Source organism: Arthrobacter pascens (genome assembly GCF_017052465.1).
Taxonomy (GTDB): Bacteria; Actinomycetota; Actinomycetes; order Actinomycetales; family Micrococcaceae; genus Arthrobacter; species Arthrobacter pascens.
In genome coordinates, this window is sequence record NZ_JAFHKT010000111.1 from 44,688 (window position 1) to 67,356 (window position 22,669).

General features: G+C 65.5%; 18 protein-coding genes and 2 pseudogenes. 6 read left to right on the plus strand and 14 right to left on the minus strand.

Annotated features, from left to right (window positions below; genetic code table 11):
* Positions 1 to 93: 93 nt before the first annotated feature.
* The 4 genes from JYA52_RS03985 to JYA52_RS04000 form a co-directional block, all read right to left on the minus strand.
* Positions 94 to 1,023, minus strand: coding sequence for a hypothetical protein (locus tag JYA52_RS03985; RefSeq protein ID WP_205651908.1), 930 nt, complete (start codon positions 1,021 to 1,023; stop codon positions 94 to 96).
* Between the two features lie 101 nt (positions 1,024 to 1,124).
* Positions 1,125 to 3,416 (minus strand): PKD domain-containing protein, encoded by a 2,292-nt coding sequence (locus tag JYA52_RS03990; protein ID WP_205651909.1) that lies wholly within the window; start codon positions 3,414 to 3,416, stop codon positions 1,125 to 1,127.
* Positions 3,417 to 3,503: 87 nt separating this feature from the next.
* A complete protein-coding gene (locus tag JYA52_RS03995; RefSeq protein WP_205651910.1) occupies positions 3,504 to 5,807 on the minus strand; it encodes a PKD domain-containing protein in 2,304 nt (767 codons plus the stop codon).
* Between the two features lie 196 nt (positions 5,808 to 6,003).
* Complete coding sequence (locus JYA52_RS04000) at positions 6,004 to 6,939, minus strand: SGNH/GDSL hydrolase family protein (protein WP_240459931.1); 936 nt, start codon at positions 6,937 to 6,939, stop codon at positions 6,004 to 6,006.
* A 221-nt stretch (positions 6,940 to 7,160) separates the two neighbouring features.
* On the opposite strand from JYA52_RS04000, the gene JYA52_RS04005 reads away from it, so the two are divergent.
* Genes JYA52_RS04005 through JYA52_RS04020 form a run of 4 tightly spaced genes read left to right on the plus strand, consistent with a single transcriptional unit; the run spans position 7,161 to position 11,028 of the window.
* Positions 7,161 to 8,270, plus strand: a complete 1,110-nt coding sequence (locus tag JYA52_RS04005; RefSeq protein ID WP_205651911.1) for a PP2C family protein-serine/threonine phosphatase — start codon at positions 7,161 to 7,163, stop codon at positions 8,268 to 8,270.
* A complete protein-coding gene (locus JYA52_RS04010) occupies positions 8,267 to 10,243 on the plus strand; it encodes a glycosyltransferase family 2 protein (RefSeq protein WP_205651912.1) in 1,977 nt (658 codons plus the stop codon). Before JYA52_RS04005 ends, JYA52_RS04010 begins: the two co-directional genes overlap by 4 nt.
* The gene (locus JYA52_RS04015; RefSeq protein ID WP_205651913.1) at positions 10,233 to 10,565 is read left to right on the plus strand and encodes an STAS domain-containing protein; all 333 of its coding nucleotides are present in this window, start codon (positions 10,233 to 10,235) and stop codon (positions 10,563 to 10,565) included. Before JYA52_RS04010 ends, JYA52_RS04015 begins: the two co-directional genes overlap by 11 nt.
* The gene (locus JYA52_RS04020; protein ID WP_205651914.1) at positions 10,558 to 11,028 is read left to right on the plus strand and encodes an ATP-binding protein; all 471 of its coding nucleotides are present in this window, start codon (positions 10,558 to 10,560) and stop codon (positions 11,026 to 11,028) included. Before JYA52_RS04015 ends, JYA52_RS04020 begins: the two co-directional genes overlap by 8 nt.
* Here JYA52_RS04020 and JYA52_RS04025 read toward each other — a convergent pair.
* The 4 genes from JYA52_RS04025 to JYA52_RS04040 form a co-directional block, all read right to left on the minus strand.
* Positions 11,025 to 11,951: an SGNH/GDSL hydrolase family protein gene (locus JYA52_RS04025; RefSeq protein WP_205651915.1), complete on the minus strand. Its 927-nt coding sequence runs from the start codon at positions 11,949 to 11,951 to the stop codon at positions 11,025 to 11,027. The genes JYA52_RS04020 and JYA52_RS04025 overlap by 4 nt on opposite strands.
* Positions 11,952 to 12,088: 137 nt before the next feature.
* Positions 12,089 to 12,832, minus strand: coding sequence for a YcnI family copper-binding membrane protein (locus JYA52_RS04030; protein ID WP_205651916.1), 744 nt, complete (start codon positions 12,830 to 12,832; stop codon positions 12,089 to 12,091).
* A 136-nt stretch (positions 12,833 to 12,968) separates the two neighbouring features.
* Positions 12,969 to 13,613 (minus strand): hypothetical protein, encoded by a 645-nt coding sequence (locus tag JYA52_RS04035; RefSeq protein ID WP_240459932.1) that lies wholly within the window; start codon positions 13,611 to 13,613, stop codon positions 12,969 to 12,971.
* Positions 13,614 to 13,811: 198 nt separating this feature from the next.
* The gene (locus JYA52_RS04040) at positions 13,812 to 14,474 is read right to left on the minus strand and encodes a DUF6766 family protein (protein WP_205651917.1); all 663 of its coding nucleotides are present in this window, start codon (positions 14,472 to 14,474) and stop codon (positions 13,812 to 13,814) included.
* 264 nt (positions 14,475 to 14,738) lie between these two features.
* On the opposite strand from JYA52_RS04040, the gene JYA52_RS04045 reads away from it, so the two are divergent.
* Entirely contained in the window at positions 14,739 to 15,296 is a 558-nt protein-coding gene (locus tag JYA52_RS04045) for a hypothetical protein (RefSeq protein ID WP_205651918.1), read from the plus strand.
* Here the strand turns inward: JYA52_RS04045 and JYA52_RS04050 are convergent.
* The 6 genes and pseudogenes from JYA52_RS04050 to JYA52_RS04075 all read right to left on the minus strand — a co-directional run.
* Positions 15,290 to 15,607, minus strand: a pseudogene (locus JYA52_RS04050) (GNAT family N-acetyltransferase); the annotation flags it as partial. The gene JYA52_RS04045 and the pseudogene JYA52_RS04050 overlap by 7 nt on opposite strands.
* A 1-nt stretch (position 15,608) precedes the next feature.
* Entirely contained in the window at positions 15,609 to 17,117 is a 1,509-nt protein-coding gene (locus JYA52_RS04055) for a glycoside hydrolase family 32 protein (protein ID WP_205651919.1), read from the minus strand.
* A gap of 105 nt (positions 17,118 to 17,222) precedes the next feature.
* On the minus strand, positions 17,223 to 18,830 hold the full coding sequence (locus JYA52_RS04060) for an ABC transporter substrate-binding protein (protein WP_205651920.1): 1,608 nt from the start codon (positions 18,828 to 18,830) through the stop codon (positions 17,223 to 17,225).
* Between the two features lie 76 nt (positions 18,831 to 18,906).
* Positions 18,907 to 19,875, minus strand: a complete 969-nt coding sequence (locus JYA52_RS04065; RefSeq protein ID WP_240459933.1) for a carbohydrate ABC transporter permease — start codon at positions 19,873 to 19,875, stop codon at positions 18,907 to 18,909.
* Between the two features lie 7 nt (positions 19,876 to 19,882).
* Positions 19,883 to 20,860, minus strand: coding sequence for an ABC transporter permease (locus JYA52_RS04070; protein ID WP_205651921.1), 978 nt, complete (start codon positions 20,858 to 20,860; stop codon positions 19,883 to 19,885).
* On the minus strand, positions 20,857 to 21,867 hold the full coding sequence (locus JYA52_RS04075) for a LacI family DNA-binding transcriptional regulator (protein ID WP_205651922.1): 1,011 nt from the start codon (positions 21,865 to 21,867) through the stop codon (positions 20,857 to 20,859). Before JYA52_RS04075 ends, JYA52_RS04070 begins: the two co-directional genes overlap by 4 nt.
* 328 nt (positions 21,868 to 22,195) lie before the next feature.
* Between JYA52_RS04075 and JYA52_RS04080 the strand changes: the two are divergent.
* Positions 22,196 to 22,669 (plus strand): annotated as a pseudogene (locus JYA52_RS04080) (HNH endonuclease); the annotation flags it as partial.

Genomic DNA, 22,669 nt, shown 5'->3' on the forward strand with positions numbered 1-22,669 from the left:
GACAACACTTGTAAATCCATATTCCGTATGCGCCATGCCGGGCAGGCAGAGCGGAAAATGGCCGTCAAATCTATGCTGGAGGCCTGAACTCCGCTACTTTTTCCAGGCTTCGAACGAGACCGCCTCGGACGCCTTGCTCCGGCAGATGACGTCGGCCTGCCCGTTCTGGCTCTCCACGATGCTGGGGTAGAAGCAGACATAGTCGCTGGTTTCCATGTTCCGGGCGCCCTGGAAGGTGCCGGTCTTTTCTACGCGGGCCAGGACGGCGATGGCCTCCTCACAGCTGAGTCCGGCGATCTTCTCGTACCGGTAGCGCTCACCGAGGCAGCCTGCCTTGACCACCCTGTCCGTGTTGAGGCGCAGGGACGTGAGCACCTTGGCGGTTTCCCCGAACGCGGCGGATCCCGCAAACTCCGCAGCGGCGCTGAACAGTTCCTCCTTGCTCAGCGTCTCTACGTCACGCCGCAGCGGCACGAAGCCGCTGAAACTGACGTAGTAGCCGCCCTGGGTCACTTCCACGGCGGATCGCCCGATCGGTTCGGGGTCGTTGATGCTGCTGACCGCGTACATAGCGCCCTGGCCACCCGGGGCTTGGCCGAAGACCCCGTGCACAACAAGTTCAACCTCCCTGCCGTCCGGCCCCGTGACGCCGGGAACGGGGGCCCGGAAGCCGCTGTCCAGCCCGGTGGGCACACTGACGTTCGGAAGGCTCTTCAGCTTGTCCCGCAGTGTGGCACGCGTGGCACCTGCCTCGTCCGTCACGGCGTAGGAACCGCTTTGCCCCGCTACCGCCGTGACCTTCCACGCCGGCGGGTAGGTGAAACTCAGGGAGCCGTCCGGCGTGGTGAAGGTGGCCAGGGCCGGCGTGGGCGTCGGAGTGGGGACGGACGACGGCGACGCTGCCGTCGTCGTCGTTTGTGCAGGTGCGGAAGTGGCGGGAGTGGCGGAAGAACTGCCGGAAGCTGCCGGCGGCTGGGATGCTGCACCCCCGGAGGCAGGGCCTCCGCCGCTGCATCCCGCCATTGATAGCGCCAACAGTAAACTGACCCCTACGGCCCCCAATTTTGTCATCCCGCAGTCTAACCCGGTCAATTCATGTCGATGGAAAAACTGCGTGGAGCGGCCTACCGGAAGATCTTGTAGGCCCCCCACCCACCGCCCTCCATGGTGCGGGTTCCCCAGGTTCCATTGTGGATCGGATAGTAGGCGAGCCTGCCGTCGGTCAGCCGGGCCATCAGCCCGTACGTGCCGGCGCCTTGGTAGCCTTCGAGCCTGGTGATGCTGTTGGTGCTGTTCCAGCCGCCACCGACGACCGGGTACGGGCCGGGCTGGAAGGTTCCCAAGCCGGTTGAGCGGTACAGCACCAGGCTGCCGTCGCTGCGCTTAGCCAGGATGTCCTGGGCGCTGTCCCGGTTGTAGTCGGCCATGGTGAGGTAAAGCCCCTTCCAGCCGCCACCGATTCTGATGCGGCTTCCGAAGGTCTTTCCTGTGGTGTTGGGATAGTGCCAGAGAGTGCCCGCGGCGTCATAGGCCACCACGCCGGGGTAGGTGTCACTCTTGCGCCAGCGGCCCACCGTCACCTGGTAGCTGCCCCAGCCGGTGCCGATGGTCTGTACTGGGAGGAACCCTCCTGTGGTTTTTCCCTGGTAATAACTCATCCGGCCGTCTTTCCATTGGGCGACCAGGTCGAACACGCCGTCCTGGTTCCAGTCCGTGACGAATCCGTCCTTCAGCCCGTTCCAGCCGGAGCCGACTCTGGTGCGCGGCAGGAATCCGCCGTTGCCATTGGCCGGGTAGTTCCAGAGCACCCCGTCCGGTCCTGCGGCCAGGGTGTCGGCCGGTCCGTTGATGGAGGGTGCGGGCGGCGTGTCCGGGGTGGGGTCGACGGTGATCGTCGTGGTGCTCGACGTCGAGCCTGCTTCGTTGGCGGCGGTCAGCGTCGCCGTGTAGGTCCCGGCCGCGGTGTAGGTGTGGGACGGGTTCTGCGCGGTTGCCGTTTCCCCGTCACCGAAGTCCCATGCCCAGGACGTCGGGCCGCCGGTGGAGGTGTCCGTGAAGACCACCGTCAAGGGAGCCGTGCCTGAGGTCGGCGTCGCAGTAAATGAAGTCACCGGAGCCGAAGGATCTGGCGGGGTGCCCAGGCTGCGGTCCGAGAACCAGTAGCGCTTGGCGACGTGGTCGCTGGCCATGACCACCAGCCCGGTCGCAGCGTTCACGCTCTGCTTGGTGCTGGTGACGTCGTTCATGTTGGCGGACGCTTCGTCTTCAATGACGACCGTGCCGCGGCCGTTCTCGAAGACGGGGTTGTCCATCGAAGCGGTTTTTTCGTAGATGCTGCCGGCAACGCCGCTGAAGGCGCAGCCGCTCACCGAGGTCGAGGGCGCCGTGTGGAACGCGCGAATCAGGTTGTTGGCGGTGTCGAGCATGATCTGGGGACGGGAGACACAATCCGCGGCCCTGGTAATCACCGTCTGCTCAAAGGAACCCGTGCCGGGCTTGAACACCACCAGCACCAGCTGGGCCGCATTAGGGTCGTGCAAGCCTTCGTCGAGGGCGGTTTTCACTACTGCGAACACCCGTCCGGCGGGGTCGGCCTGCAGCGATTTGATGTTCAGATGATCATTGACCATCTTGTTTCCCGTGATGGCTTCCTTCACCTGCCACGATGAGGCCGCCACTGGATCCTCGCCGTCCTTGTGGGTAGCCCAGTAGGCCGTTCCTGTGGCCTGGTCGGTCCACATGACCCCGATTTCGTCGCCTTTGAAGGCGATGATGGCCGAGAGGTCGTCCGGCGTCGGGTTCGGATCCGCCGCGGGCACGACGAACGGTGTCCCCCACCCGGTGCCGCCAGGCAGGGAGTGGTTGACGTAGACCGTGCTGGTGGTGGCGGTCGTCTGCGTCCAGGTGGCCCAGATCTTGCCGGTGGAGTCCTGGGCAATGGTCAGCGTCTCGCTGCTGCTGCCCGAGATAACGGTGGGGAAACTTACGTCCAGCGTGTAGGTACCGGCGGAATAGCTGTAGCGGTACAACCGGGCCTGGGCTGTCACGGAGCTGCCTGTCGTCACGTAATTGGAGGCGATATACAGGTGGATGCCGTCCCAGAGCGTGTCCGACGACGTGGTACCCCGGCTGTCGGTCCGGACCCCGGTGTCCACCCAGGTGGCTGTGCCCCGGTCCAGCCGGTAGATCGACCAGCCGCTTCCGGTGGTCCACATGTTCGCCCACCAGGAACCGTCGTTCCACCACAGCTTGCTCTGCGGTTTGTCCGCCGTCGGCGGATTATTGACACCCGAGTAGGTGATGCTCGGCGTTCCGACGGTGGCCGCCTGGGCGGCGGTGGAGATACCCACCAGGCCCCCCGCGACGACGACGGACAGGACGACCAATTGGCTCAGCCGGCGGAGGGTCTTCTTCATTTTGTTCGGCGTTCTGTTGGGCGGTGAAAAGTATCTTTTCATCCGGGTCGGGGAGCGCCCGATCCGGGACTGCGATGGCAATCCGTGTTACCGGAAGATCTTGTAGGCCCCCCAACCGCCGCCCGCCATGGTCCGGGTGCCCCAGGTCCCATTGTGGATCGGGTAGTAGGCGAGCTGGCCGTCGGTGAGCCGGGACATCAGCCCGTACGTGCCGGCGCCTTGGTAGCCTTCGAGCTTGGTGATGCTGTTGATGGTGTTCCAGCCGGTGCCGACGACGGGATAGGGGCCGGGCTGGAAGGTTCCGAAGCCGGTTGAGCGGTACAGCACCATGCTGCCGTCGCTGCGTTTGGCGAGGATGTCCTGGGTGCTGCCCTGGTCGAACTCGGCCATGGTGATGTAGAGCCCCTTCCAGCCGCCACCGATTCTGATACGGCTTCCCAGGGTCCTGCCAGTGGTGTTGGGATAGTGCCAGAGGGTACCTGCGGCGTCATAGGCCACCACGCCGGGGTAGGTGTCAGCCCTGCGCCAGCGGCCCACGGTCACCTGGTAGCTGCCCCAGCCGGAGCCGATGACCTGTCCTGCGGCGAGTCCTCCCGTTGCCTTGCCCTCGTAATAGCTCATGCGGCCGTCTTCCCACTGGGCGATCAGGTCAAACACGCCGTCCTGGTTCCAGTCCGTGACGAATCCGTCCTTCAGACCATTCCAGCCGGAGCCAATCCTGGTGCGGGGCAGGAATCCGCCGTCCCCGTTGGCCGGGTAGTTCCAGAGCACGCCGTCCGGTCCTGCGGCCAGGGTGTCGGCCGGTCCGTTGATGGAGGGCGTGGGCGGCGGTTCCGGGGGGTCGGCCGGGCTGACGGTGATCGTGGTGGTGGCCGTTGACGAGCCTGCTTCGTTGGCCGCGGTCAGCGTTGCCGTGTAGGTCCCGGCCGCGGTGTAGGTGTGGGAGGGGTTCTGCGCGGTGGCTGTTTCGCCGTCGCCGAACTCCCACGCCCACGAGGTCGGGTCGCCGGTGGAGGCATCCGTGAAGGCCACCGTCAGAGGCGCCGTGCCCGATGTCGGATTGGCGCTGAATGACGCGACCGGCGCAGTGCCGTCGGGCGGCACCGTGCCGAGGCTGCGGTCCGAGAACCAGTTGCGCTTGGCAACGTGGTCGCTGGCCATGACCACCAGCCCGGTCGCGGCGTTCACGCTCTGCTTGGTGCTGGTCACGTCGTTCATGTTCGCCGAGTTCGCGTCCTCGATCACCGGCGTGCCGCGGCCGTTCTCGAAGACGGGGTTGTCCATGGAGGCGGTTTTTTCGTAGATGCTTCCGGCCACTCCGGTGAAGGTGCAGCCGGCGACCGAAGTGGAGGGTGCGGTGTGGAACGCACGGACCAGGTTGTTCTGGGTGTCGAGCATGATCTGCGGGCGGGAGACGCAATCACCGGTCCGGGCAATCGTGGTCTGCTCAAAGGAGCCGGTGGCGGGTTTGAAAACCACCAGCACCAGCTGGGCCAGGTTCGGGTCGGACGAGCCGTCATTGAAACTGGTCTTCACGGCCGCGTAGACCCGGCCGGTGGGGTCGGCCTGGAGCGTTTTGATATTCAGGTGGTCATCAACCAGCTTGTTGCCCTTGATGGCTTCCCTGATCTGCCATGAGGAGGCGCTCTGCGGACTTTCACCGTCTTCGTGGGTCGCCCAGTACGCCGTCCCCGTGGCCTGGTCGGTCCACATGATCCCGATTTCATCGCCTTTGAAGGCAACGATGGCCGAGAGGTCATCCGGCGTCGGGTTCGGGTCCGCGGCCCCGGGCACCACGAACGGAGCCCCCCAATCGCTGCCGCCCGGGACGGAGCTGTTGACGAAGACGGTGCTGGTGGCGCCGGCCACCTGGGTCCAGGTGGCCCAGAGCGCGCCGGTGGAATCCTGGGCAATGGTCAGCGACTCACTGCTGTTGTTCGAGATGGTCTCGGGGAACCCGCTGTCCAGCGTGTACGTGCCGTCCGAGTAGCTGTAGCGGTACAGGCGCGCCGGCTGCCCGGCCGCGGAATTGCCAAGGGTCACCACGTTCGAGGCGATGTACAGGTGGGTCCCGTCCCACAGCGTGTCCGACGACGTCGTGCCCCTGGTGTCGCTCCGGACCCCGGTGTCTACCCACGTGGCGGCGCCCCGGTCCAACCGGTAAATGCTCCACCCGCTGCCGGTGGTCCACATGTTCGCCCACCACGACCCGTCGTTCCACCACAGCTTGCTCTGCGGCTTGTCCGCCGTCGGTGGGTTGCTCACACCGGAATACGTGATGCTGGGTGTGCCGACCGTGGCAGCCTGGGCCGGGCCGGCGCCGAGCAACGCTCCCGCGGCGGCGACGGATAGAACGATCAGTTGGCTCAGCCAGCGGAGAGTCTTTTGCATCTTTGTCGCCGTTCAGTCGGGGAGTGAACGTCTCCTCATCCGGATCGGGCAGCGCCGGGTTCCGGAATCAGTGAAAGCCGCATCCAACTCATGACCGGGCCCACGGGAACTGCAATAGCAATTCATCGTGCGTCGGCGAGCTTTAGAAAACCTTGGAGAGCCCCCCCGTTGTCTGGGGGGGCGTGGCGATCAGTGCCTAGGCCTGTTTGAGCCCGTCCTTGTATTGGGCGTCCGGGCCCACGGTCCCGGCCGCCGGCAACGTCCGCCGCTTCTGCGAGCGCAGTCCGGCAGGCAACACCGGCGCCGCCGCCGGCCGCTTCGGCCGCAGCACCTCAGGCCGAGGCCCGTATTTCCGCCGAATAATGGGCGGCTGTTGCTGCAGCCACCGCAGCACCCACGGCAGGAAGTAGGTCCTCGCCCAGACCAGGTCGCCGGCTCCGGCCTGCCGCCAGCTCCTCTCCGGCAGTTCCCGCGGCTCGAGGGGCTGGAGGGTGTGGGGCACGTTCAGGGTGTCCAGCACCATCATGGCGATGGTGTGGTGGCCCAGCGGCGAGAAATGCAGCCGGTCCGGGTCCCACATCTGCGGGTCCCGCAGTTCGCGCAGCGCCCACAGGTCGGCGACGATGCAGTGGTGCCGGTAGGCGATGGCGCGCACGTTCTCGTTGTAAATCGCGATCTTGGCCCGGTTCCGGCCCAGTACGGGCGTGTGCCACCAGTCAGGCCCGGTGAAGAGCACGATGGTGGCCCCGGTGGTGCTCAGCCGCTCCACTCCGGCGTCCAGCCGTGCGGCAAGCTTGTCCGGGTTGCTGTTGTGGAACACCATGTCGTTTCCGCCGGCGGAAAGTGTAATGAGGTCCGGCTTCAGCGCCAGGACCGGCTCCGTCTGCCGGTCCAGGATCTCCTGGAGCAGCAGGCCGCGCACGGCCAGGTTGGCGTAGGAGAAATCCTCGTGGCCCGCGCTCAGTTCCTCGGCCACGCGGTCTGCCCATCCGCGCAAACCGTTAGGGCTGCGCTCTTCGGGGTCACCCACACCTTCGGTAAACGAATCTCCCATGGCTACGTACCGGCTCCAGGGGTGCGGAGCCTGACGCGTGCCGGAACCGCTGGGGGTAAAGCGGCCGACGGCGTTCATCGCTTCTTCCTCTCCCTCGCCGCCCGCAGGCTCCCCAGCAGCTTGGGGCGTTACTGAGGTAACGCTTTCGTTTGGTCAAGAATTCCGCATAATGGCGAAAATTCACCGAACGAGACTCTCTGCCCCGCCCCGCTCCCCTGAGCCGGCCAGTGCACACGCGTTGCTGGTGTGAACGCTGCTTCCAGCGTGACAAGTGTGGCGCAAGAGTACTTAATGGAGTCATGCCTTCCCCCGAGCTTCGCCGTGCCGTCGTAATCGAAGACGATCCGGATATCCGCGGCCTGCTCATCCGCATCCTCAAGAAACAGGGCTTCGAGGTAACGGGGGCGGGCGACGGCCTCGCGGGCATCGCGGCCGTCCGTGCAACAAAGCCGGACCTCGTCACACTCGACCTCAACCTCCCCGACCTGGATGGACTTGAGGTATGCAAGCAGCTGCGCGAATTCTCCGAAGCCTTCATCATCATGCTCACCGCCCGGATGGACGAACTGGACAAGCTGACGGGCCTGGACAGTGGAGCCGACGACTACATCAACAAGCCGTTCAGCCCCCGCGAATTCCAGTCCCGCGTCAATGCCCTGTTCCGCCGCTCGCGCACCCCTGCCGCGGATGCCCAGGCACAGAGCGACCTCATCCATGCCGGCGAGGTGCAGCAGAGCCTGCTCCCCAAGGAAAAAGTGCAGCTGGAGGGTTTCGACGTCGCCGGTGCGTTCCGCCCGTCCCGCGCCGTGGGCGGTGACTTCTACGACTGGTACGAGATGCCCGACGGCCTTCACCTGACCTTTGCCGACGCGATGGGCAAGGGCATGGGCGCGGCCCTGGTCGCTGCGACCACCCGTGCCGTGATGCGCTCCGTGCGCTACGTGCCTGACCTGGACACAGCCTTCAAGGTTGCCAGCAAGTCGATCGCTTCGGACCTCGATGCCCTGGGCTCCTTCGTCACCCTGTTCCACGCACGCGTGGACGCCGCGTCCGGCACGGTCCACTATGTCGATGCCGGCCACGGCCTGGCCCTTCACGTCGGGGCCGGCAGTGAGGTCCGGCGCCTCAAGTCCGCCGGGCCGCCGGTCGGGGCCTGGCCGGACTCCCGCTGGCAGGAAGCGGAACTGCAGCTTGCCCCCGGGGATTCACTCGTGATCGTCAGCGACGGGATACTCGACGCTTTTCCCTCCCTGGAGGACTTCACCGCAGCCGTCCAGCAGGCAACACTCAACCAGCCCACGGCCGGGGCCACCTGCGCCGCGCTGCTGGCGCTGGCCCCCGCGGAAACCGCCGAGGATGACGCTACGGCCGTGGTGGTGCGGCGCCTTGCAGGCGGAGCCCATCCGTGACCCGATTCTGGACGCGGCTTATCGTCGTCCTGACAATCGTCCTCGGCATCAACTACGTCGCCTGGCGCTGGGCGGAATCACTGAACTGGGACGCCTGGTGGATAGCGGTGCCGTTGGTGGCGGCGGAGACGTACAGCCTGATCGACGTCGTACTGTTCGGCATGACCGTGTGGCGCCTGAAGCTCCGTGAGGGTGCTCCCCCGGCACCTCCCGGCGCCACCGTGGACGTCTTCATCACCACCTACAACGAGCCGCTGGACCTGGTGATGACCACCGCCCTCGCCGCGAAGCACATCCGGCATCCGCACAGCACCTGGATTCTCGACGACGGCGCCCGCCCCGAGCTGCGCCGCCTCGCCGCGCAGCACGGGCTGGGGTACGTCACGCGCAGCGAGGACTGGAAGGACATGCCCCGGCACGCCAAGGCCGGGAACCTCAACAACGCCCTGATGGTCACCGAGGGCGAGTTCCTGCTGATTCTCGACGCCGACCAGATCCCCGAGCCGGAAATCCTCGAGCGGACGCTGGGGTACTTCAACAGCCGGGACGTGGCGCTGGTGCAGACACCCCAGTACTTCAGCAACGTCCCCACCGACGATCCCCTGGGCAGCCAGGCGCCGCTCTTCTACGGACCCATCCAGCAGGGCAAGGACGGCTGGAACGCGGCGTTCTTCTGCGGCTCCAACGCCGTCCTCCGCCGCGAGGCCCTCATGCAGCTTGGCCTCGTGGGCTACGTCAAGGAGACGGAAAAGAGCATCCGGCGTGCCCTCGCGGCGTCCCAGTCGGCCATCCGCAAGGCGCGCAAGTCGGCCGATTCCGCGTCACCGCTGGTGGCGCAGATGCTCGACGAGGTGGAGGCCGCCACCCGGGAGGCGCGGCAGCAGCTGGACGGCGGCGAGTCGCTCAGCGAGATCACGTACCGGGTCCGCCGGAGGGTGGACCAGGCCGTCCAGGCACTCGTCCAGGCGGATGTGTCCGCGCTGCAGGCCGACCTCGAGGAAATCGCCGCCATGGAACTGGCGCATGTGGGCGAGTCGGGCGTTCCCGTGGTGGCCGACGATGCCGTGAAACGCATGTCCGCCCGGGACTGGTCTCCGCTCGGTGCCATCGAATCCGTGCAGGCCGTGCTGGATGCGCTGTCGGTGGAGCGCACCGGCGAGGCCCAGCCCGTCATGCCGTTGGCCACCATCTCCGTGACAGAGGACATGGCCACTGCCATGCGCATGCACGGGATGGGGTGGCGCAGCGTCTACCACCACGAAGTCCTCGCCTACGGCCTCGCTCCGGAGGACCTGGCCACCATGCTGACGCAGCGCCTGCGCTGGGCGCAGGGCACCATACAGGTGATGCTCCGCGAAAACCCGCTGGTGCAGCGCGGCCTCAAATGGGGCCAGCGGCTCATGTACTTCGCCACCATGTGGACGTATCTGAGCGGATTCGCCGCGGTAATCTACTTCGCCGCCCCCATTGTCTACCTGCTGCTCGGGGTTCTGCCGGTCACCAGCCTCAGCACCGACTTTTTCATCCGCTTCATTCCGTTCATGGTGGTCAACCAGCTGCTGTTCGCCGTCGCGGGCCGCGGCATTCCAACCTGGCGCGGGCAGCAGTACAGCCTCGCGCTGTTTCCCACGTGGATCAAGGCGTGTACGACGGCGGCCCGGAACGTCTGGTTCGGACGCCCCCTGGGGTTCGCCGTCACCCCGAAGGACCGCCAGACCGGCGGCCCCAGCTGGAGCCTGATCCGGCCGCAGATCGTGGTCTCCGTGCTGCTGGTGGTTTCTGCGGTGGTGGGCCTGGCGCGCCTTGCCGCCGGCCTGTCGGAACCCATCGGTACGCTGGTCAACGTGGCCTGGGTGGTCTATGACATCACCGTGATGAGCATCCTGGTCAGGGCTGTCCTGTACAAGGGATTTGAACCGGACACCGTTCCGGCCGAGGGTTTGATCGACGAGAGGAAGACCAGTGGAACTTAGCTATGAGGTCAAGGACTCATACGCCGAAATCAGGGCGGCGGGACGCCTCAACATGGTCTCCGCCCCGAAGCTGCGGGAGTTCGTGGCCGGCGTGGTGGCCTCCGGCTCCAGCCGCATCGTGGTCAACCTTGGGGAGACCCCGTTCATGGATTCCTCCGGCCTTGGCGCGCTCATCGGCTGCCTGAAGGTGGCCCGGCAGGCGGGCGGAGACCTGCGCATAGCCGTGGTCCAGCCCCAGGTCCAGATGGTGCTGGAGCTGACCAGCATGGACCGCGTCCTCACTGCATATGCCTCCGCTGACGAGGCGTTCGGCGATGACTAGCGTCCTCGCCCGCCGGACCTTTCGCGACCGCGCTGTGCCCGAGGCGGTCGAGGCCGTCCACGCGGAGCTGGACGGCCTGTGGGATGACGCGCCGTTCGTCCCGGACATGGACCGCATGACGTTTGCCACGGCCGTGATCGAGGCGGCCACCAACGTGGTCCAGCATGCCGTGCCGGAATCCGCAGCCCCCGTTGAACTGGGCGTGGACATCAGCGTCCGGCAGTCGAGCCTGACCGCCACCATCAGTGCCTTCGGCGCCGCCCACCCCGAGCTCCACGGGACGGAAGTGGGGATGCCCGCGGAAGACGCCGAGTCCGGCCGCGGCCTGGCGCTCATCCGTGCCCTCGTCACGACCGTGACGTTCACGCGCCAGGACGGAACGAACATCTGGGTGCTGTCCAGGGACGCCACGCCGAAGCTTCCCGGCGGGCCCGGGGACAAGCTCGGAGGCCTGGGACTCTAACCCGGCAGTTCCGATCCGAAGACCGGTCCCGCCACTGGCCTCTTGGCCCTGAGCTCCTCCTCCGTCTGGTGCCGGATCCGCTTCAGCACCCAGGGGACCAGGTAGTTGCGCGCCCAGACCAGGTCCTCGGCGCGGGCATGGCGCCAACTGCTCTCCGGCAAGTCTTTGGGCAGGTTGGGCTGGAGTGTGTGCGGGACGTTGAGGGTGTCCAACACCATCTTGGCGATGGTGTGGTACCCCAGCGGCGAAAAATGCAGCCGGTCCGGATCCCACATGCGCGGATCGGCGAGCTCCTGCAGCGCCCACAGGTCCGCGATCACGGCGTCGTGCCGGTGGGCAACTGTGCGGATGTTCTCGTTGAAGATGGCGATCTTCGCCCTGTTGTGCCCAATCACCGGGGTCCCTCCCCAGTCAGGCCCGGCGAACAGCACGATCGTCGCTCCCGTGGCACTCAGCCGTTCCACGCCGGCATCCAACTTGGCGGCAAGCTTGTCCGGATCGGTGCCCCGGAAGACAAGATCGTTCCCGCCCCCTGAGAGTGTGATCAGGTCCGGGTTCAGGGCCAGCGCCGGCGCTGCCTGCTGGTCCAGGATCTGCTCCAGCAACAGGCCCCGCACGGCCAGGTTCGCGTAGGCGAAATCCTCATGCCCCACGCTCAGCTCCTCCGCCACACGGTCCGCCCAGCCCCGCAGGCCGCCCGGGCTGCGCGGCTCGGGATCTCCCACGCCTTCGGTGAACGAATCCCCCAGGGCCACATATCTGCTCCACGGGTGCGGGGCGGCCGCCCGCTCGACGGGACGGCTGGCGGCAACGCCGGCGCTACTCCCGCCGTCGGTGTCTGTTAACGGAAGACGTACGACGCCGGCCCGGTCACCTTGGGAGGTGACCGAACCGGCGTCGTACTTCTTGAATGGACGATGCATTGGACTGTCAGGTTTCTGCCTGGTGGGCGTCCGCGTGTTTCAAAGAGCGATTGCCCCATAATGGACCCGGCCGGTCAGGAAAACCTTGGGATAACCTTGCAGCCACCCCCAGCAACGATCCCCCACAGTGGTGGGTCCTAGCCCTTTGCGACGCTCCGGGTCCGCATCAGGGCGGTCACGCCGGCGGCCAGCCCCAGGAGTCCTGCACCAAGCCCGGCCCATCCCAGGGCGGCAGGCGTGGAGTCTTCCGCGGGCGAGGTGGCGGACGCCGGAGTGGTGTCTGCGGCAGGCGCTGCCTCGGCGGCGTGCGCACCGGCGCCGTGCTCGCCGGCCGGTGCCGTGGTGACGAACGACGGCGCCGGGTGATCCGGCTCTGCCTGCCCGGCGACTTCGGCCTGGTTCCAGTTCACGACAGTGCCGTCCGTGTAGGCCTGGGCGGCGGGCAGCACCACCGTGGTGCCCGCCTTAGGAAGCCGGCCCACGGAAATGGAGAACGTCTGGTACTCGTGCTGTGAAATCTGGTGGGCGGCGTCGGCCGTCCAGGTCACGGTGGCGGCAGCCTTGGTGATGGTTGCACCGTTGGCCGTTACGGGCTTGGGAAGGTCGGCTTCCTTGATCTCGGCCTTCCAGCCGTCCATGGGCTTGACCGAAACGGACGTGAAGGGGGTGTCCCTCGGCAGCGTGACGGTGAGCTTGGACGTCTTGGCCGTCTCGGACTCATTGGGAACCCGGAAGGTCAGCTGGGAGTAGCCGCCCTCGGAGGTTGAGGCGGGGTCCACGTTCACGTGGGCGGACGCGGCTCCGGCACCGAGGATGGCCAGGCCGGCTGTTGCGGCGAGAACCGCGCTTGTCTTGAGGGCGTGGAGGGCTGGGGTGTTCATGGTGGTATTGCCTTTCGCTGGCGCCGGCCGATGTGCGGGGACGGCGCATGGGTGTGGGGAAAGCTGCTTCCCACGCACCCACCTGCAACCTCCTAAGGGGTCAGACAACCTCGGGAGGAGTCAGCAACCTCCGGGGTCAGCAGGGAAAGGCACGCGGGAGGGCCGCGGCAGGCGGTCCCCGGAGGCTGTGCAGGCGCAGGTTGCGCCACGGCGCAGGGATGAAGACGGGGTTGCGGGCAAAGGTCGTGGGGCCCGCAACGGGGATGGCGACCGGGCGCAGAATGTGGACCAGGGGACGGATCCAGGCCAGGAGCTGCCACAATGAGGCCTCGCCGCGGCGCAGGAACCAGGCCGTGGCTAGCACCGCCAGCACGTGGCCGGCCAGCATGGCCATCGGATCAGCGCCGGCCGCCGCGTGGGCGTCCATCCCTGCTGAAGCGCCTGCCGAAGCGGACGGGAGGCAGTGAAGGGTGGACGTGCCCGCATGAAGGTGGCTTCCGCCGGTCACCGGGGTCTGGCACACGGCGCTGACGGACAGCGTGCTGAACGCCTCGTGCAGCACCAGCTGGCCGGCGCCAAGCAGGCCAAGCAGGGTGGTGAAGGACAGTTCGCGCCGCGTCAGCCAGGTGACGGGGACCAGCACCAGCGCGGCCAGGGCCACGGTGATCATCGGCGCGGGAAGATTGCCGCCGCCGAACAGGTGGCCTCCGGCTGCCAACCCGACGATCACGCCGGTGACGATCAGGGAGCGTAACAGGCGCAGAGGCGCATGGGGTTGCATCTGCTCCTCCTGTCTCCGGCTACGTGGCGTTCCAGCTAGGCCCAAAGCTAAGAAGCGGAGGATGGAAAAACCCTGCGCGGCGGCGCCCCCAAATCGGGGCCCAGACCTTGGGGCACGCCGGAACATAGCCGCTGAACGGCTGCTTCAGACGCCCGTCCAGCATACCGGTTGTGGGAGTTTCCCGCCGTCCCGGCCGCCTCAGCTGCCCGTCTCGTAATGAGGCTCGGCGACGGGCTTGGACTCGGCGGAACGGATCTCCCGCAAATAGACCGAAGCCCCGACGATGACTGCCACGGCGAGGAACTCGCTCTGCCAGTTCTGGAACGACTCAAACCAGAACTGCGACGTCCCGAGGTACTCGAGGACAGTCACGGCTGGCTGGCCGTGGGACCGCTGCTCTTCGCTGTAGGCCTCCGCACCGCCCACAGCGTGCAGCGCGATCGATCCCAGGAAAAGGAGCAGGAATAGCCCTGAAAGCGAGTGTTCGTAAACCTTCAGGACCCAGCCTCCCCGGCGGACCGGCCAGGGAGTGTGAGGGCCCTTCTTCGCTGTCCTCGGGTCCTCGTCCTGGGGCGCCGCCTTGCCGACGGGCTTGGACTCCGACGAGCCCTTCTGGAACAGATATGCCGTGAGGACTACGTACATTCCCATCTGCAGGAACTCCGATTCCCAGTTCTCGAATGTGGCCTCGAGGAAAGCACCCGTGCCCAGGTACTCCCCCACGGTCACCGCAGCCTGGCCGTGGGCTACCTGGTCCTCGCTGTAGGCAGCGGCCCCGGTGAAGATCATGGCCCCGAAAAACACGAGGAACAGCGCGATGTTCGCCAGCAGCAATCCATGGTTCCTGGCCCATTCCCGCATGTGTCCTCCTCATTCAGGTGCAGCGGCTCGTTCTGGTGCAGCGGCGCACAGGCGCGCGCTTTGTCCATCCCCGGTTCCATCTAATCAGCCCGGGGTCTTCGCCACCGGGAAGGCGAGTCAAGTCGGCTTCCATCCGGGGTTTACACCCGGGGTTTACTCAGGGGTTTACTCAGGGGAGCCCGCGGGGGCACGATGGCAGAAGGCGCCAGGGGCTTGCGCCCACATTCAACATGGTCAGCATGCAGGGACGGGCCAGGAGGGATCATGGCCGGGAAATTCCAGGGCTCAGGAGCGGCCGGCATGAACACCATCGGGGCTTTGACCGCCGGGGCGGTGGCCGGCGCCGCGGGCACCACCGCGCTGAACGCCGTCACGTACCTGGACATGGTCTGGCGGGGCCGGCCTGCCAGCAGCACACCGGAAGCCACCGTCCGGAAGCTGGCCGACGTGACGGGCATTTCGATTCCGGGCGCCGAGGAGGAACGCACGAACCGCATAGCCGGCGTCGGTCCTTTGCTGGGCATCCTGGCGGGTGTCAGCGTCGGCGCGGCTCTCGGTGGGCTCCGTGCCGCCGGCTACCGGCCCGGCCTGGTTGGCACCTCACTTACCGCTGTGGCAGGTGCCCTGGTGGTGGGCAACGGCCCCATGACGGCCCTCGGCGTGACAGACCCCCGCACGTGGTCCCGGACGGACTGGCTCAGCGACGTCGTCCCGCACCTGGCCTACGGCATCGCGGCCGGTGCAGCCCTGGAAGCACTCGATCCAGCCCCGCGCTCAAATGCACACGCCCAGGGTTGGAACACTTCTATTACGACTCACTGACTTACCCAGACGGTGACGACAGTTCCATCGTCGTCTGTATCCTGGCCCGCCCGGGTGTAGCCGGCACGTTTGGCCACGTTCTCGCTGGCGTGGTTTCCTTCCATGGTGTGCAGGCGGACTACAGGGTGGCCGGATTCCACCGCCCACTGTGTCAAGGCTCTGACAGCCTCCGTGGCCAGTCCCGCACCGCGTCCAACCGGCAGAAGTGCGTAGAACACTTCGGGTCCGCGCTCTGGAAACGCAATGCCTGCGGTGCCCAGCGGCTTCTCATCAACCTCCACCACGTACCGTGCTGCGGATCCAACAGCTGCCTTAGGCGTAGCCGGTGACGCGCAGGTCCTTCGCCGTTGCGGCGCCGCCGATGGCGTAGAGGGAGACGTCGGTGCTCGTGGCGGACGGAAAGATCAATTCGGTCAGGGTGACCTGGCCTCCCTGGGCGAAGACTTCCACGGAGCAGCGGTCCACATAGATCGTGAGCTGGTAGGAACCGTCCAGAGTCTGGATTGGGGCGCTGTCGATAGAGGCGAAGGATTCGTGGAAGTCTGTTTGTCCGGAATGCCGGCGGTCGACGAAGATGCGTCCTTCCGCGGGGCGGATGCCGATCCGGGTACCTTGCGTTTCGCCGCCACGGACCACCAGTCCGAATTCATCGGCTGTCCCCTGCAGGATGGTGACCTGGATGCGCTGGACACTGCCGGCTGCGCCGTCGAGGACGTGCTGGCCCTCGACAATGCCGACAGTTTCGAGGCGCAGTGTCGCAGCGGGATCAGCCCATGCGGTGAGATCCCCGGCAACCTGCTGCGCGAGCCGCGGCTCTCCTTCTATGGTGGTCAGCGATATTTCGCGGACCAGGGACATGGGGCTCCGCCAGGGCGAGGTGGGGATCTGGTTGGCGTATTCCCAGTTGTTCATCCAGGCAATCATGAGACGTCGGTTGCTGGGGGCGTCGCTGAAGGAGACAGCGGCATAGTAGTCCCGGCCCCAGTCCAGCCACTGGTACTCGCCCAGCCGGGCCGGGTCTTGGAGCCCTTCGGTCACGGTAGTGGCCGAGGTGAACGTCGTTCCGTCGAAGTCCCCGACGAAGTACTGCCCGGCGGAGCCGTTGTTGGGTCCGCCCGGGTTGAGGTTTACGGTGAGGACCCATTTGAGATTCTCCGGGTCGCCGTCGACGGGAAGGAGGAACAGGTCGGGGCATTCCCAGACGCCGCCGGTGGCGTTGGCCGGGCCGAACGTGCTCAACAGCTCCCAGCTCTTCAGATCCTCGGACTTGTAGAGCACCACCTGGAAGTCTGTGGCTTCCACGGCGACCATCACCCAGTAGCTGCCGGTGTTGCCGGTGTAGCGGATGACTTTTGGGTCGCGGAACTCCGCGGATCCGCGATTCAGGACGGGGTTGGCGCTGTGTTTGGTCCAGGTGTATCCGCCGTCGCGGCTGTAGGCGAGGGACTGGGCCTGGACGCCGTGGTGTGCGGAGCCGGGCTTGAAGGCGCTGGTGTAGACGGCGACCAAGGGCGGAGCCGAGTCGGTGCCGAATCCGCTGGTGTTGTCGCGGTCGAAGACGATGCTGCCGGAGAAGATGTCTTCGTCCTCGTCACAGGAGATGGCGACGGGGTGTTCGGTCCACGTGATCAGGTCCGGGGAGGTGGCGTGTCCCCAGGACATGTTTCCCCAGACGTTATCGAGGGGGTTGTTCTGGTAGTAGAGGTGGTAGACGCCGTCGTGAAAGATCAGGCCGTTGGGGTCATTGAGCCAGGTGTTCCGGGCGGCGTAGTGCAGGGCCGGCCGGAAGGTGTCGGCCGTGGTGGCGGTCGCGGCAGTCATGAAGGTGAGGTCTCGTTTCTGTGCAGGTCTGCGGGTGAACCCTTGTTCACAGGGTTCCCGGAGGATGGGGTGGGCCGGTTACGCCGGCCCACCCCGGTGGTGGCGCTAGGAGTTGTTCTTGTAGCGGTCGTAGGCCTGCTGGTAGACCTCGATCATTTTGTCGACGCCGACGTTCTGGAGCTGGGATACGTAGCCGTCCCATTCCTTCTCGATACCGCCGGAGACGATCCATTTGGCCATGTTCTGCTTGACCAGTGAGGTGGTTTCGGTCTGGATGGTGCTGATCTGCTGGAGTTCTTCGTTGGAGAGGGCGACCGGGGGGTAGCCGTCGTTGCCGGCGAAGGGCTTGTAGAGTTCGTTGACGGTTTTCTGGCGTTCGGCGGCGCGTGGTTCGGGTGCGACGACGGTGGTGAAGTTCTCGGCGGTGTTGGCCTTCGGGCCGCCCGGGGCGACCTTTTGGCGGCGTTCGCCTTCGCTGGTTCCGGCCGGGGCGGGGATCTGGGTCAGGAGGCCAGTGGCGTCCTTTTGCAGTGTTTCACCGATAGGCCCCCAGTTGGCCTGGGCGGACTGGATGGGGTCGTAGAGGTTGTCGGCCCAGCGCATGGTCGCTGCCGGGTATTTGTTGTTCCGGGTGATGGCGAAGGCGCCGCGGGCGATTTCCTGGTTGTTGGACTGGCTGGCGATCCGCTTGCCGTTCACGCCTTCCAGGACCGGGACCAGGGCGTAGTTGCTGGCGCGGTTCGCGCCGACCATTTCGGGGATTTCCCACCAGACGAAGGAGCCGAGGTTTTCGGTGGCGGCTTTGCCCTTGGCCAGGTAGGCCTTGTCGTCCTGCGAGAAGGACTCGGGGTCGATCAGGCCTTCCTGGTACCACTCGTGCAGGGTCTGGATGGCTTTTTTGTAGCCGTCCTGGGTGGGGGTGAAGATGACTTTGTCGTCCTGGACGATGCGGTGGTCCATGTTGTCCGGCACTCCGCCCAAGGCCGCGATCAGGTCAACGATGTCCCCGCACCAGGAGCCGGGCATGAAGCTCAGCGGTATGGTCTTGCCGGTGCCGGAGGCGTCCCGGGTTTTGAAGGCGAGAAGGGCGTCGTGGAACTCGTCGACGGTTTTCGGCATCGGGATGTTGAGCTTTTTCAGCCAGGAAGTGTTGATGGCCAGTTCGTTGGGGAACTGGACCAGGCCGAGCTCTTCGATCGATGGCAGGGAGTAAATGTGCCCGTCCGAGGAAGTGATTGCGGCCTTGATCTCCGGCCGGTCAGAGAGCAACTTGGAGAGGTTGGGTGCGTTCTTCTCGATGAGCCCTTCGAGCGGGATGAGTGTGCCGCTGGCGGAGTAGGTGGCGATCTCGGCGTCGGTCAGCCCGGTGTTGAAAAAGGCGTCGGGGAGGTCACCGCTGGCCAGGATGAGGTTCTTTTTTTCCTGGAAGACCGTTTCGGGCAGGTTCTCCCAGTTGATGTGGACGTTGGTGGCCTTTTCCCATTCCTTCACCACGGTCATGGTGTTGTAGTCCGGGGCCAGTGCTGCCTTGGTGCCGGAGAACGTCAGGTCGAGTTGCTTGCTGACGATCGGTAAGCCTGTTTCCTGGAAGCCGAAGTCCGCGGAGGCGTCTTTGATTTCCGTGGTTCCTGAGCCGCCGCCAGCGCAGGCGGTGAACATCAATGTTCCAGCCAGGACGGCGCCGAGGGCGGCGAGTTTGCGGCTAAATGCCATGGTCATTCCTATTCTGAGGTGGGTGTGCTGCCGTCCGATGGCGGATGCCTGGGCGGAGGATACTGCGGGTATAGAGCTATTTGACGGCGCCGATCATGGCGCCCTTGGTGAAGTGCTTCTGCATGAATGGCAGGGCAATCATGAGTGGCAGGCTCGAGACGACGATCATGGCGTACTTGGTGAGCTCTGCGATCCGTTGCGCGGCGGCATAGGATTCGATGTCTCCGCCGGTGGTTCCGGTGGATGAGACATCTGACTGGATGAGGATGTTGCGCAGGACGAGCTGCAACGGGTACTTGGAGTCGTCGTTGAGGAAGATCAGTGCGTCGAAGAACGAGTTCCAGTGCGCCACGACGTGGACCATGATCATGAGCATGATCAGCGGTTTGGACAGTGGGAGCACCATTTTGAAGAAGAATTTGAAGTCAGTTGCCCCGTCCATCTGGGCGGCTTCGCGCAGTTCGTTCGGGATGGTGTGCTCGAAGAAGGACCTGGCGATGATCAGGTTCCATACACCCACCGCCCCGGGCAGGACCACGGCCCAGACGGTGTCCAGCATGCCCAGGTCGCGGACCACCAGGTACTTGGTGATGAGTCCGCCGTCGAAGAACATGGTGATCACGAACAGGAGCATCAGGATCTTCCGGCCGGGCATGTCCTTGCGGGACAGTGCGTAGGCGCCGCACAGGATGGTGCTGACGCTGACGGCGGTGCCGAGCACGGTGTAGACCACGGTGTTGCCCAGGCCGTTCCAGATCCGGCTGTCGGCGAAGATCCGTTCGTAGCCTTCGGTAGTGACCCCGGAGGGGAACAGCCAGACCTTGCCTTCGTAGACGGCGTTGGGGTCGCTGATCGAGGCGATCACGATGAAGTAGAGCGGGTACACCACGGCCAGGATGGACAGCAGCAGGACAGTGGTGGCGGCGATGTTGAAGGCACGGTCACCGTACCTGTCCCGCAGGGTCCGCTTGGGGCTGGGGAGGCGGCCCTGGCTGACGGCCCGGTTCGGGTTCTCGGTAGTGCGGGGGTTGGTTGTCAGAGACATTTCGGCATCACCACAGGGTCGCTTGGTTGGCCCGGCGCGCCACCGTGTTGAAGAAGAGCAGCAGCGCCAGGTTGAGGAGGGAGTTGAACAGGCCGATGGCGGCCGAGTAGCTGAACTGCGCCTGCTGCAGGCCCGCGTGGTAGACGTAGGTCTGGATGATCTCCGAGGTCGAGAGGTTCAGGGGCGTCTGCATCAGCAGTGCCTTCTCGAAGCCGACGTTGAGCAGGTTGCCGATGGCCAGGATGAACAGGATCGTCACTACGGGCATGATGCCCGGGAGGTCAATGTGCCGAATGCGCTGCAGCTTGGAGGCCCCGTCGACCTTGGCTGCGTCGTGCAGTGCCGGGTCGATGGCCGCCAGGGCCGCGAGGTACACGATCATGGAGAAGCCGGCGTTCTGCCAGACATCCGAGATCACGTAGATGGGGCGGAACCACTCCGCCGAGCCCATGAAGAAGATCGGCTCACCGCCGCCCAGCTGGATCGCGTTGTTCACCAGGCCGGACCGGGGGGACAGAACCACGAACATGATGCCCACCACCACGACGGTGGAGATAAACGCTGGCGAATACAGCACGGTCTGCGTGAACTTCTTGAATCTCTCGCTCTGGAGCTGGTTGACCAGCAAGGCCAGGATGATCGGGATGGGGAAGGCTATGAGCAGGCCCAGGACGGCGATCCACAGGGTGTTGCCGACGACCTGGCCGAACTGGTAGGAGTTCACGAACCTGATGAAGTGGGTCAGGCCCACCCAGGGGCTGTCCGTAAATCCGTCCACCGGGTTGTAGTTCTTGAACGCGATCTGCACGCCGTACATGGGCCAGTACTTGAAGACCAGGACGTAGACGATCGCAGGGGCTAGTAATACGTATAACTGCCAGGCACGGGAAATCCTCTTTAGGCGGAGCGAAAGAGAATTTTTTCGTTGCGGCAACGGCGCCGCAACGGGACGACGCCCGCGTCGGGCCGGGATGGTGCGGCTCATGGCATCTCCTTAGGGTGAGTCACTGAGTTCCGTTCGATCAGAGGGCAGTCCATGAGCTCGACCCGGCCATCGGGTTCCGCGTCCTGGAGGATGAGGTCAACCGCGCGCCGGCCCATGGCGACGAACGGTAATTCAAAAGTGGTCAGTCCCGGGCGAAGAAACGGCGCCAGAGTCGCCTGATTATCGAACCCCACGATCGAGACGTCCCCGGGGATGGAGAGGCGCAGGTCCGAGACGGCCTGGTAGGCACCCCAGGCGCCACGGTCATTCGCGCAGAAAATCGCGGTAGGCGGATTGTTGGAGGTCAGCAGCTCCATGGCGTACTTGTAGCCATGGAGCTCGCCGCCCTGACCGAAGCGGACCAGCGATGGATCAACGTCCAGCCCCGCTTCCTCAAGTGCCGCACAGTAGCCGTCATAGCGGCCGACGGCGGCAGGAAGGCCGCTTTCGAGGGTTTCGATATTGATCAGCCCCACTCTGGTGTGCCCCGCCTCGAGCAGTCGGCTGGTGGCCGCGTACCCGCCTTTGACCTCGTCCGGGGCGACGCTCGGGACCCGGCCTGCCCGGTCCTGCGAATTGAGCACCACGGACCTGACGCCTGTCAGGGCCTCCGGAACTTCCAGCCGTCGGTGGTACATGGCGGCGTAGACCACGCCGGCAACCTTATAGGAGAGCATGGTGTCTAAAGATGCGGCTTCGAGCTCCCTGTCACCACCGGTGTTTACCGAGAGCAGAAGGAGCCCGTCCTCCCACGCCCGCTGCTGCGCGCCTTCGATGATGGCGCCCGCAAAAGGAGTAGTGGCAACCGAATCGCCGATGAAACCGATCATGCCGGCCACGCCCTCCCGAAGGACCTTGGCGTGGGCGTTGGTGCGGTAGCCGAGCCGGTTCACGGCGTCCCGGACGCGCTTACGCGTATCCTCGGAGAAACGCGACCCGGAGGCCGAATTCAGCACCAGTGACACAGTGGCCTGTGAAACACCGGCAGCAGCAGCGACGTCGTGCATTGTCGGTCCTGACTTTGGCCGCGATCCAGCCATAATGGACACCTCCTTGGGCCACTCGATAATTCCTTGGTTATTCGTATAACTTCTGATGAACTGTATCGTGCATCACACGGGGCGTCAACAGGACCGGAAAGTCGCAGCGCCTCGGCGAGCTGTTCCGAAGAGATCAACCAGGCAGCAGCAAGGGACACTGACACCCTCAGAGCCCCGGTGCTTTGCCCTCGCCGAACCGGTGGTCGGACGTAGCGGGCCGGCATTTGCGGAAGACGATTCATACTCATTAAATGTGATGGCCTTTAATGTCGGACCCCCCAGCGACACTTGAGCTATGGATGGTAATGGGGGGTCTGAAGGGGTTCCGGTCGGGGACGTGGCCGATCAGGATGGTGCCCGGCTGATTGATGAGATCCGGGCACTGGAAGTGGAAAAGTCTGCCTTGGCTGCCCGTCAGGCCCGCCTGACCGTCGCCTTCGATCAGCTGCAGCGCCGGCAGCAGGCCGACGCCGGGATCCCCGCTGATGAGCTCGGGGCGGGCATCGGAGCGCAGATCGCCCTGGCGCGTGGCGAATCCCCGGCCAAGGGCAACCGGTTGTTGGGCCTGGCCAAGGCCCTGGTGACGGAGATGCCGCACACGCTCGCTGCCGTGGAGACGGGGCAGTTGAACGAGTGGCGGGCCACGTTGCTGGTGCGCGAAACGGCGTCCCTGTCCGCCGCGGACCGGTCCAGCGTCGATGAGGAACTCGCCCCCGACACCGGAACGCTGACCGGTGCAGGAGACCGGGCCGTCGTGGCCGCCGCCCGG

Bases quoted from the DNA above. Each gene is read 5' to 3' on its own strand.
- JYA52_RS03985 (WP_205651908.1), bottom strand. From the start codon at position 1,023: ATGGCGGGATGCAGCGGCGGAGGCCCTGCCTCCGGGGGTGCAGCATCC.
- JYA52_RS03990 (WP_205651909.1), bottom strand. From the start codon at position 3,416: ATGAAGAAGACCCTCCGCCGGCTGAGCCAATTGGTCGTCCTGTCCGTC.
- JYA52_RS03995 (WP_205651910.1), bottom strand. From the start codon at position 5,807: ATGCAAAAGACTCTCCGCTGGCTGAGCCAACTGATCGTTCTATCCGTC.
- JYA52_RS04000 (WP_240459931.1), bottom strand. From the start codon at position 6,939: ATGAACGCCGTCGGCCGCTTTACCCCCAGCGGTTCCGGCACGCGTCAG.
- JYA52_RS04005 (WP_205651911.1), top strand. From the start codon at position 7,161: ATGCCTTCCCCCGAGCTTCGCCGTGCCGTCGTAATCGAAGACGATCCG.
- JYA52_RS04020 (WP_205651914.1), top strand. From the start codon at position 10,558: ATGACTAGCGTCCTCGCCCGCCGGACCTTTCGCGACCGCGCTGTGCCC.
- JYA52_RS04025 (WP_205651915.1), bottom strand. From the start codon at position 11,951: ATGCATCGTCCATTCAAGAAGTACGACGCCGGTTCGGTCACCTCCCAA.
- JYA52_RS04030 (WP_205651916.1), bottom strand. From the start codon at position 12,832: ATGAACACCCCAGCCCTCCACGCCCTCAAGACAAGCGCGGTTCTCGCC.
- JYA52_RS04035 (WP_240459932.1), bottom strand. From the start codon at position 13,613: ATGCAACCCCATGCGCCTCTGCGCCTGTTACGCTCCCTGATCGTCACC.
- JYA52_RS04040 (WP_205651917.1), bottom strand. From the start codon at position 14,474: ATGCGGGAATGGGCCAGGAACCATGGATTGCTGCTGGCGAACATCGCG.
- JYA52_RS04045 (WP_205651918.1), top strand. From the start codon at position 14,739: ATGGCCGGGAAATTCCAGGGCTCAGGAGCGGCCGGCATGAACACCATC.
- JYA52_RS04055 (WP_205651919.1), bottom strand. From the start codon at position 17,117: ATGACTGCCGCGACCGCCACCACGGCCGACACCTTCCGGCCGGCCCTG.
- JYA52_RS04060 (WP_205651920.1), bottom strand. From the start codon at position 18,830: ATGGCATTTAGCCGCAAACTCGCCGCCCTCGGCGCCGTCCTGGCTGGA.
- JYA52_RS04065 (WP_240459933.1), bottom strand. From the start codon at position 19,875: ATGTCTCTGACAACCAACCCCCGCACTACCGAGAACCCGAACCGGGCC.
- JYA52_RS04070 (WP_205651921.1), bottom strand. From the start codon at position 20,860: ATGAGCCGCACCATCCCGGCCCGACGCGGGCGTCGTCCCGTTGCGGCG.
- JYA52_RS04075 (WP_205651922.1), bottom strand. From the start codon at position 21,867: ATGCACGACGTCGCTGCTGCTGCCGGTGTTTCACAGGCCACTGTGTCA.